8 protein-coding genes are annotated in these 9418 nt (G+C 34.3%); 4 read left to right on the forward strand and 4 right to left on the reverse strand.

Translation table 11 applies throughout. The features are described 5' to 3' along the window. Positions 1 to 788: 788 nt before the first annotated feature. Both HNR53_RS22810 and HNR53_RS22815 read right to left on the reverse strand, forming a co-directional pair. Entirely contained in the window at positions 789 to 1136 is a 348-nt protein-coding gene (locus tag HNR53_RS22810; protein WP_184530441.1) for a hypothetical protein, read from the reverse strand. A 178-nt stretch (positions 1137 to 1314) separates the two neighbouring features. Then, positions 1315 to 1584, reverse strand: a complete 270-nt coding sequence (locus HNR53_RS22815) for a helix-turn-helix domain-containing protein (RefSeq protein ID WP_184530443.1) — start codon at positions 1582 to 1584, stop codon at positions 1315 to 1317. Positions 1585 to 1923: 339 nt separating this feature from the next. Between HNR53_RS22815 and HNR53_RS22820 the strand changes: the two genes are divergently transcribed. Beyond that, positions 1924 to 2628, forward strand: a complete 705-nt coding sequence (locus HNR53_RS22820; protein ID WP_184530445.1) for a hypothetical protein — start codon at positions 1924 to 1926, stop codon at positions 2626 to 2628. Positions 2629 to 3166: 538 nt separating this feature from the next. On the opposite strand, the gene HNR53_RS22825 is transcribed toward HNR53_RS22820, so the two are convergent. Together HNR53_RS22825 and HNR53_RS22830 are read right to left on the reverse strand one after the other, a co-directional pair. Continuing rightward, the gene (locus HNR53_RS22825) at positions 3167 to 4114 is read right to left on the reverse strand and encodes a Kiwa anti-phage protein KwaB-like domain-containing protein (RefSeq protein ID WP_184530446.1); all 948 of its coding nucleotides are present in this window, start codon (positions 4112 to 4114) and stop codon (positions 3167 to 3169) included. Beyond that, complete coding sequence (locus HNR53_RS22830; protein ID WP_184530449.1) at positions 4098 to 4646, reverse strand: hypothetical protein; 549 nt, start codon at positions 4644 to 4646, stop codon at positions 4098 to 4100. The genes HNR53_RS22825 and HNR53_RS22830 overlap by 17 nt, the downstream gene beginning before the upstream one ends. Positions 4647 to 5155: 509 nt before the next feature. On the opposite strand from HNR53_RS22830, the gene HNR53_RS22835 reads away from it, so the two are divergent. The 3 genes from HNR53_RS22835 (at position 5156) to ltrA (ending at position 9220) form a co-directional block, all read left to right on the forward strand. Further along, on the forward strand, positions 5156 to 5809 hold the full coding sequence (locus HNR53_RS22835; protein ID WP_184530451.1) for a hypothetical protein: 654 nt from the start codon (positions 5156 to 5158) through the stop codon (positions 5807 to 5809). 168 nt (positions 5810 to 5977) lie between these two features. Next, positions 5978 to 6559: a superinfection exclusion B family protein gene (locus HNR53_RS22840; RefSeq protein WP_184530453.1), complete on the forward strand. Its 582-nt coding sequence runs from the start codon at positions 5978 to 5980 to the stop codon at positions 6557 to 6559. A gap of 861 nt (positions 6560 to 7420) precedes the next feature. Continuing rightward, positions 7421 to 9220: a group II intron reverse transcriptase/maturase gene (ltrA, locus tag HNR53_RS22845; protein ID WP_184530455.1), complete on the forward strand. Its 1800-nt coding sequence runs from the start codon at positions 7421 to 7423 to the stop codon at positions 9218 to 9220. Positions 9221 to 9418: the final 198 nt, after the last annotated feature.

Below are 9418 nucleotides of genomic sequence, written 5' to 3' on the forward strand. Positions count from 1 at the left end.
TTGAACTGAGTACAAAAAATGGTAGAACTGTTGTCATGTCTTCGTTCAATTAGTTCAAAGAGAAAGTGTTGTTCTTCCTCTGTAAGATCGTCGAGAGAAGATCGGGTGCCAGGCACCATCCAGAGAATTGGAAATGACTTTTAATGAGTGCCTTGTACAGCATTTGAATATTTCGTTTAGAATGAACCACCTTTTCGGATAAAATGAACACGTGTCACGGACTGTGAGAGCCACTATCTCGGCAATAGATCCGGCCACAGCGAAGCTGCTTGCCATTAAGATCTTGATGCCTGCCACTTGTCAAAATTTGTCGAATGAGTATTCTTGACAAGGATATAATAAAAGCTTTCAATTATTAAATTGAAAGAGGTTTTTTTCAATGCTAGCCATCTAGACGTGGACTATATTATTTAATTCAATAGAAAGAATATAGTCCTAAAATACAGAAAAGAAACACGGGTCTTACAGTACGATGAAAGATTATTACTGACGAAATGTTAAGGATGTAAAAAGATAGGGGTATAAGGTATTTCGAAAGGATTTTATAAAGGAAGATCGGGTGCCAGGCACCATCCAGAGAATTGGAAATGACTTTTGGGGTCAAGAGGGCAGGTCCCATGACCCGCCAAATATTGGCGGTTAATCAACGGGAACAGTGTAGATTAATATAAAAATAATAAGAGGCTGTCACAATCGTTTGATTATGCAGCCCTTTTTAGTGTAAGTCATAAAATGAGTGGAATCACTCTTATTTGCAGCTATTCCCCATAATAATCCATGGTATCCTATTAATGAAATTGAGTTTCGTTCATGCCGTTCATGGCAAACATCAATTCAATAGCGGACATTTGCGGCAGTCGTTCGATGAACTCTTTTGCAAATGGTCTTTCCGGAAAGAGAAAGGCTTGCAGCTCTTGAACGAGGCTGTATGTCGTTTCGTCATCCTGTTTGACCATCGAATAAATTCTGACCAATCGGCCATTTGTTTCCTGATCATCTCCTGCTAAAATAACGATACCAACGTTTTGATAGACAGGGCTAATGATCACGGATTCAATTTCCATATTTTCTAACAACTCATCTGGAATTTCAACCATTGAATGGTTACTGTTATAGAACTTAGTTGCATCAGACATATTTCCACTTCTCCCTTTTCCTTGGATTGATCTTGGTGCCTAGTCATTTCATTATAATCCGAATTGGCAGGGGTATGTACGGTTTTTATATGAAATAGTTGGTTGATTGAACGGAACCACAACAATAGTCATATCCATGTGATTCCGTTATACTCCGTCTTAGCGAGAATCGGTGTGGTTACTCAGACTCAGTATTGTTTTTCTTTAAACATTCAAGTAAATTCGTCCTTTTCTCCATTTCCAAGAATAATTCAGAAGGGAGCATATCATAGGCACAAGCGAGTTTTACCAGTGTTTCGAAGCTTGGCTTAGTTTTATCATTCTCAAGGTTGCTAATCGTTCTGCGGTCGAGATTGGCATCAGTCTGCAAATCATCCTGACTCTTACGATGCATTCTTCTTAAATCCTCAAAAAACCTGCCAAGTTTCATTTCCTCAAAATCTAACAAAGGCTTACTCTCCTTTTTAAATTAATTAGATAATGAGAACTGAAAATCGAACACGTAATGATATACTCAGGAGTTTCCTTGGGGCAAAACTTGCTTTCTGAAGCTGTCAACTGTGGGACGAGGTGGGTTTTTTTTAAAAGAAAATATTTTTACATTTTAAGTTCTCCGTTTAATAAAAGAAGGAATTCTTGATCTAGAAACATAGGGATGGATCTTGCATCCCCCTATAAACTCCAATTGGAGGTTGCAAGTATTCTAGTTTACGGGAATTTGGGCTGAGATGCCCTTAACTTGGTGCCAAATTTATCAATTTAATATATACATTCGGAGGATACTGATATGAAAAGGTTGGTTTACCTTGTTATTTTACTGAGTACTGTTATTTTTACTGGTTGTGGCGAACAAATAAATATTGAAGATATGAAAATTGATTTTGAAAAACAATTGCAAAAAGCAACTAATGGTTTACCAGAAGATGAAGTTCTATCGAAATATTTATTAAATATTAATATCGAAGAGTCTACTTACGAGAATTATTACGATGTCGCAGGGAAATTAGATGGTTCTTTTGATAACTTGTCCCGTAAAGAACAATTTGAATTCCTCAAACACGCCATAGATTTAATAAATGAAATTGAAGTAGATAATGGCGGAGAGCTTAAACGTGATGAATTTGATATATACAGGGTTGATTTTTCTACAGATTCCGAAAGATACTGGATGATCTATGATCCAGATGTGGTTGATGCTGCAAAGGGATATTATGAATTACAAGTTGGAGATTATTCGTACGATAGTTATGATTCGAATGGAAATTTAATAGAAGAGGAGGATTTAGCTCAAGATGAGGATCCAATTCAATTAGATCTAGCAACAGGTAATGGGGATAATTGGATACAAATGACTTACTCCGAAAAATCTGAAAGCATTTCAATGGTCATTTCGGCCTTAGAAGCCAGAGGATATAATATTTTAAAGGACCCAGATCAAAGATCTTGGTGCCTGTCACTTCCCGATCTTTGTCGAACGAATGTTCTTGACTAAGATCTTGGTGCACTGTCACTTCCCGTAATTTGTTGAACGAATGTTCTTGATGGGGGAATAAGTTTGTGTTTTCATTAATAATAATCAGTTCATAAACCTATAATGGTCAATTGTAAGTATTATGTAGGAATTGGGGGGATGTTGAATGGATATTTGATGTCCTTTTAGTTCCAGCTATTGGAAACTTAGGAATAATTACTGCCACCGAAATGTACTAGAGGTGACTTTATTATTACCACTAAGTGACAAAGAATTTACCACGGAATGACAAGCTGATTGCAAGTAGTAATACCTGATGGTTATACTTGGCTTAATATAACGTTCAGAAAGTACCACTTTTTCGGAAAAAGAGAGTCACTGCAACGGGGACTTAGAACTGGGTGCCTAGTGTTACCTGTTGGAGTTTGTCAAAAAAATTGTTTAGTAAAAATGTTCTATAAGAGGCCTTGACCACTTCAACACTCATTAAGGAAGCATAAAATAATCTCCCATCTTTGGAGGTACTGGATTATTTTACGCTTCCTTTTTCTAAATAAATTTATCTTTGTCCTTTTCTTTTTGCAATGCTTTCATAACGGACTTTTGTGACTTCCGAGCGAAGGTAGTCATCATTAAGAATTTTAAGAAACCTACGTGAATCTTTTGGGGTAAGGTTCACCTTTTGTTCTTGAGTATTTACTTCGATATCTAAATTATATTTTTCTATTGTTGCTACTACTTCATTAAAGCCATATTTTTTATAAACACCATTATGCATAATAGCAGCTAGTTTCCGTTTTTGTATGGAGTCTTTTTCAACATATAGTTGAAGTGATTCATGATCAATATATGAAAAGGATTCCTTTATTACTTCTAATGCTTCACCAACCTTTTCTTCGTATTGATCATCGTAACTGAATATCTTTTCGAAATTGTGATGTTGTGAAATATATATTTCATCATTCCAAATGAAGCAGTCGACCTTTTCATCAATTTGGAACACGTCATGTTCTATTTTTGAAAATTTGCCGTCTCTAAAAAGAACAGCATCTTTAAAGCCTTTCTTTAGAACCTTTCCTTTGCTGTATTTTCGAAACCATACAAGCTTTTTATTATTTATTTCAGTTTGTACAGCATATGCCCAAAGACTACTAAATATTTCGGATTCAGATATGAAAGGGTCCGCACTATTATTGATAATAGGGGTTAGGAGATTACTAGTAGCAGGGACATCGTTTTTATTAATAATTTGAACATAGTCATCAGTTGAATCGTCGATATCATAAACACGAAATTCTTTATTTTGGCTTTGAATTTTCGAAAGATGATTGACTATAATGTTGTTTAATTGTTCCGCTACTTCATTAAGTGTTTCGGCAGTTAATACTTTATAGACAAACGTATCAGTTTCCTTTTTTCTTGTAATCATATAGAGGTTTGTAGTTTTATCAATTGTTACATCATTAAATAATCTAAGTAGAGCATTTATATCAGTTATTGCTGCCATCCTCTTCACCTACATATACGTTTTCATGAATTCTGTATAATTTTAGCTTTGTATCTCGTTTGACCATGAGTTTTGTAATTACTGTATATTTATTGTTTACGTCATAGATTTTATATCCAGCTATAATTAAAATTGGATTAATGTAAAAAATGTTCGAGTGAATATATACGGTTGCAAGTACAAGAATTAAAATAGCGAAAGCAATTGTTTGATTCAATTTATCAAAGTTAAAGGATAAGAATGGAATAAGGTAAGTAACGATGTAATTCATTACATCTCCATTTTTATTAACAAAGGTATTGGTTTTTTCCCTAATAGGCTGAAAAGATCGTACTCTTTTAATCAGGGAAAATAAGATTAAGTTGGGCAGGATAAAAAGGATAAGCATAATGATTATCAACCAAAATTTATCTTGTGGAAGTATATCTTTTACTTTACTAATTTCATTTAATTTTAAATTCAATAGGACAATAATTAAAAAGAGGGGAGAATAGGAACTTAAAAACAGGATTACTTTTAACCAATTCCTCATTACCTCTACCTCCATTTAATGAATTAAATATATTTTATCATATATAGGTGATAGATAAGATCTAATTAATGATAAGGAAACATTGACTTATCTGGGTGCACTAGTCACTTCCTGTAATCTGTCGAATTAATCTCCTCTTTAAACGAAGAATAAAATAATTTAAAAGAAGGGTTCTGAATTGTGATTAGGCAGCCTACTTTGGTGTATGTTTAAATGGATCTAGTGCCTAGCCACTTGTCATAATTCAATCTTCTATTTTTTGCAAATTGAGCAAAACCCATACATAGAAATTTTTCTATTCCTAAGGCAGCAATTAAGAGCTGAATCCTGTCAACGCTCTTCCTTAATATTAGGAAGGCGGTTTAAAGGTGGTTTTAACTACCTTATTGAGAGCGTTGCAATAATCTAACTTGCTAAAGTAATAAATTGATAAGATTGGGTATAATCATATCCTATTTAGGAATTAATGGTAATGTATTTATAAAACTATTCATAAGGGAGATGAGAATATGATTTTAGAAAATTCATTTATCAAAAGGGATGCAGTAGATGGAAATTTTGATTATAAGAATCTTTACAATGATAATAGAGGTGCAGTTTTTAAAGAAGAATATAAGTCTTTAATAAGAGAAGCGATTTCCAAAGAAATCATTACTGTGGTGAAGTTTATCGTTGCTGAAAATGTCCGGGGAGAACTGGAGCAAATATGTGAGGCAAAAGGTCTTGAACGCATATTGATTGAGCGGCTAAAAAATTACCATAATGAACCGGAATATAGAATTGCGTCGCTTATTTATATATTGAAGAAAATAGACCATGACTTTAAGCTTAGCACTGATGATGGAATTTTAAACGTCATATCCGATAGAGTTGAAATTGAACTTCGCCCAAGAATAGACGGAAAAAATGCCGAACCTAGGATTTTTTTACCAAATGAAAAAATAGCCATCACCTCAGCAAATGATAATGTTGAAAACTTAGGGGATATATTAGCGGTTAGAGGTATAGCAGTTTATGTAATAGATACAGATGATTGGTCAAATAGTATCTATGCATATAAAGTTAACAGGGATAATAAGTTTTTTGATGTAGCAGAGGGTTATAAACATAATTTAAGGTTGGAATTAGGTAATAGAATTAGAAAATTTCTTGATCGAAGTTAATTATTTGCTTTCAATAACCTTAACATCAAAAAAGTACAAATGAACAATTATCTAACAAAGGAAGAAAGAGCAAGAGCGAAATTGGCTAATGAATTATCAAAAAGCCAATTCCTCTTTTTGGTAATAGAGATATAGTATAATAAAAAAAGGAATATATGGGGGGAATTTATGAAGATAGATTTTAATATCAAAGAGATTCTAACTTTACCAACAACAATTATGGCTGCCTTGTCATTGGCAAGTGGTATCTTACTCTTTTCTCCGACGGTAATTATTGAAAAAATGTACATGATTGACTTCAGAAATAAATATGGCTTTATCATCGGAATTGTATTTATTGTATCTATATCCATCCTTATTGTGAATCTGATATATAAAATTTCTGTGTCTTTTTCGAAGGTGAAAGCAAAAAAGAAGTTCTTTGCAACGGCTGAAAAGAGGTTACTAAAAATGAATACCTATCAAAAAGCAATCTTATATGCCTTGTACCAAGAAGATAATCGAACATTACCTTTACCATTACATGATGGAGCCGTGCGGGAACTTGAACAAAATATGATGATTGGAAAGGCAACAACACAATACTTAGTTAGCGATTTAAACAATGCCTTGTTTCCTTACCTATTACAACCATGGGTGGCGGATGAGTTAAACAATAAACCAAATTTGTTATCGGGTTTTCGTAATGCGTTTGAATTGCAGTATGATAAAGTATCTAAACAAGGGCAAATAGGAGATCACTATTGGTAGGTATAGATTAGATGGTATCCTGCAAGTAATCATAGAACTGATCTAGGTGCCTGTGGTCAAGACCCCGATAAATGGACATTTATTAAATACGACAATTAACCATTTTTTGGTTTAAAGTTATGCAGACCAAGTAAAGTGTACGCAGCTTGACATGGAGCCTCGTACGAACTGTTTTGCTATAAATGCCTATTCGGCATGAAATGTAAGGACTAATTTTTAGTCTAACTGTTATTTTGAAGATAGGAATGAAAGAAATCATGTTTTCTTGAAACTGCTCACTAATACTCCTACATGCTTTGATCAGTGATAGCTTAAAAGGTATGAAGTTAGGTGAAGTCGGCTGAAACAAGCCTAAGTAATTGCTAATACAGTGTTATATGGTGCGTGATAGGCCGGGTGGCTATAAACAATCTATGGTGAGAATGAATTTAATCTGACAAATTTCCGAATGTACGGGTCTAAACCAATGAATGCGTCGAAAGGCGTAGTCTAATACCAAATAGGCTATTAGAGTGAGTGACGTAAAGTAAAAGTGAGGCTTATGAAATGCGTTATATCTAACAACGAGGATATCCAGCTCACAGGCTCAAAGGAAACACCTAAAGACTGATGTACAGCTAAAAATAACGGAACAGGGAAAGCAAGGGACGCTGCACAGGTCTATCAACTTAGCGGTTGTTATAAGGCAAAACCGAAATACATTTATCCTTGTGAGAGTAAGGGCATGACTGATGAAATTTCTGTAATGGAAATGGAGGAATAGCCCTAAGTCTTATCTATGAAACAATCAATTTTCCAACAAATGAACTGCATCGGTCGGGTAAGAATGTGGGAACAACTTTAATGTTGGAGGTTGCCACAATGCAGACGACTTTACGAACGTGGGACTATTATAGTCTCACAAATGTATTTACAGATTTGCACGAAAAAGCTAAAGAAGGAACGGTTTTCAAAAATCTCTATGATTTAATTGTATCAAGGGAAAATATCCTCCTAGCCTATCGCACAATTAAGAGTAACACAGGTTCCAAAACAGCAGGAACAGACAAGAGAACAATAGATGATATAAAGGCTATGACTGAATTCGAAATTGTAACCCTGATTAAAACTAAACTAGAAAACTACAACCCAAAGAAAGTCAGACGTGTTCTTATCCCAAAACCAAATGGAAAGGAGAGACCGCTAGGTATTCCTTGTATCATAGACAGAATCATTCAACAATGTTTCAAGCAAATACTGGAGCCTATTGCCGAAGCAAAATTTTATAAACACAGTTACGGTTTTAGACCGTTAAGGTCAACACATCATGCAATGGCAAGGGTTCAATCCCTAATCAACCTTAGCGGACTTCACTATGTAGTTGATATTGATATTAAAGGATTTTTCGATAATATTAATCACACTATTTTAATGAAACAGCTATGGAATATGGGAATTCAGGATAGAAAAGTCTTACGACTTATTGGAAAAATGCTTAAAGCAGAAATTGATGGTGAAGGTATACCAAAAAAGGGAACTCCACAGGGAGGAATAATTTCACCCCTATTATCGAACATTGTATTAAATGACCTTGACCAATGGGTTGCAGGACAATGGGAAAACTTTGAAACTGTAAGAAAATATAATCAAAATCAAGCAAAATATAGTGCTTTGAAAAAGACTAATTTGAAGGAAGGATATATCGTAAGATATGCAGACGATTTTAAAATCCTTTGTAGAGATAGTGATACTGCTTATAAGTGGTATCATTCAGTCCGACTGTATCTCAAGGAAAGACTCAAATTAGATATATCACTTGAAAAATCAAAAGTAGTTAATCTGAAGAAAAAACAATCAGAATTTTTAGGGTTCACAATAAAATCAGTACCAAAGAAAAATAAGTGGGTTGCTAATACAGGTGTAAATGCCAAGAAAAGGCTCCAATTAAAAGCAAGATATAAGGAGTTAATTAAGCAAATACAGAAATCCCCCACTTCAAAAAACACTTTAGCATTTAACAGTTTTATCATGGGAATCCACAACTATTTCAAAAAAGCTACCCATGTAAGTATCGAGTTCTCACAGCTTGCTTATGAACTAATGCATTTCACTAAAAATCGTCTCAAAGGGATTTCCAAATATGGATATCCGGGAAACGCACCGCCAACCTTTAAAAAGTTTTATACGACTAAACGTAAAACATATTGTATAAATGGTATATATCTGTATCCATTAAGTAATGTTCGAACATCAAATAACATGAATTTTAGTCAAACAATAACGCCATTCACGTGCGAAGGAAGGCAAATAATCTATAATAAAATTAAAGGTGACGTACAAAGCGAACTAACAGTATTAATGAAATCTTCGATTTCTGATAGAAGTGTAGAATACATGGATAATAGATTAAGCAGATATAGCATGAAAATGGGTAAATGTGAAGTAACAGGTAATTTTCTCTATGCACATGAAGTCCACTGTCATCACAAAATCCCCCTCAGTTTTGGAGGAACAGATAAATTTAATAACCTATGTATTCTAAATAAGGACATTCATAAATTAGTTCACGCAATCAAAAATGAAACGATTACTACTCTTAAAAATTTGCTTCGTCTCAGTCAAATTGAGATAGAAAAAGTAAATAAACTTCGTAAAATGAGTAATTTGGAACTTATTGATTAATAAAACATAGCTAAGATGGAACGCCGTATGCGGTGAAAGTCGCACGTACGGTGTGGAGCAGGGGAAAAGATGGAGATTACATCAAAGTCTTACCTATTGCTATTGCGGGCATGAGTCCCACGCCAAAAACCCAGCTAAATAAAGAGCTGGCTAGGCCCAATAAGGCTATCATGCCCGCCACTCCATGTAAAGCTGCTT

The sequence above is a fragment of the Bacillus benzoevorans genome (genome assembly GCF_014207535.1).
Taxonomy (GTDB): domain Bacteria; phylum Bacillota; class Bacilli; order Bacillales; family Cytobacillaceae; genus Bacillus_BD; species Bacillus_BD benzoevorans.

What these genes read in the sequence shown, in the direction of transcription:
- HNR53_RS22820 (WP_184530445.1), top strand. Translation starts at nt 1,924, where the DNA reads ATGAAAAGGTTGGTTTACCTTGTTATTTTACTGAGTACTGTTATTTTT.
- HNR53_RS22835 (WP_184530451.1), top strand. Translation starts at nt 5,156, where the DNA reads ATGATTTTAGAAAATTCATTTATCAAAAGGGATGCAGTAGATGGAAAT.
- HNR53_RS22840 (WP_184530453.1), top strand. Translation starts at nt 5,978, where the DNA reads ATGAAGATAGATTTTAATATCAAAGAGATTCTAACTTTACCAACAACA.
- HNR53_RS22810 (WP_184530441.1), bottom strand. Translation starts at nt 1,136, where the DNA reads ATGTCTGATGCAACTAAGTTCTATAACAGTAACCATTCAATGGTTGAA.
- ltrA (WP_184530455.1), top strand. Translation starts at nt 7,421, where the DNA reads ATGCAGACGACTTTACGAACGTGGGACTATTATAGTCTCACAAATGTA.
- HNR53_RS22830 (WP_184530449.1), bottom strand. Translation starts at nt 4,646, where the DNA reads ATGAGGAATTGGTTAAAAGTAATCCTGTTTTTAAGTTCCTATTCTCCC.
- HNR53_RS22825 (WP_184530446.1), bottom strand. Translation starts at nt 4,114, where the DNA reads ATGGCAGCAATAACTGATATAAATGCTCTACTTAGATTATTTAATGAT.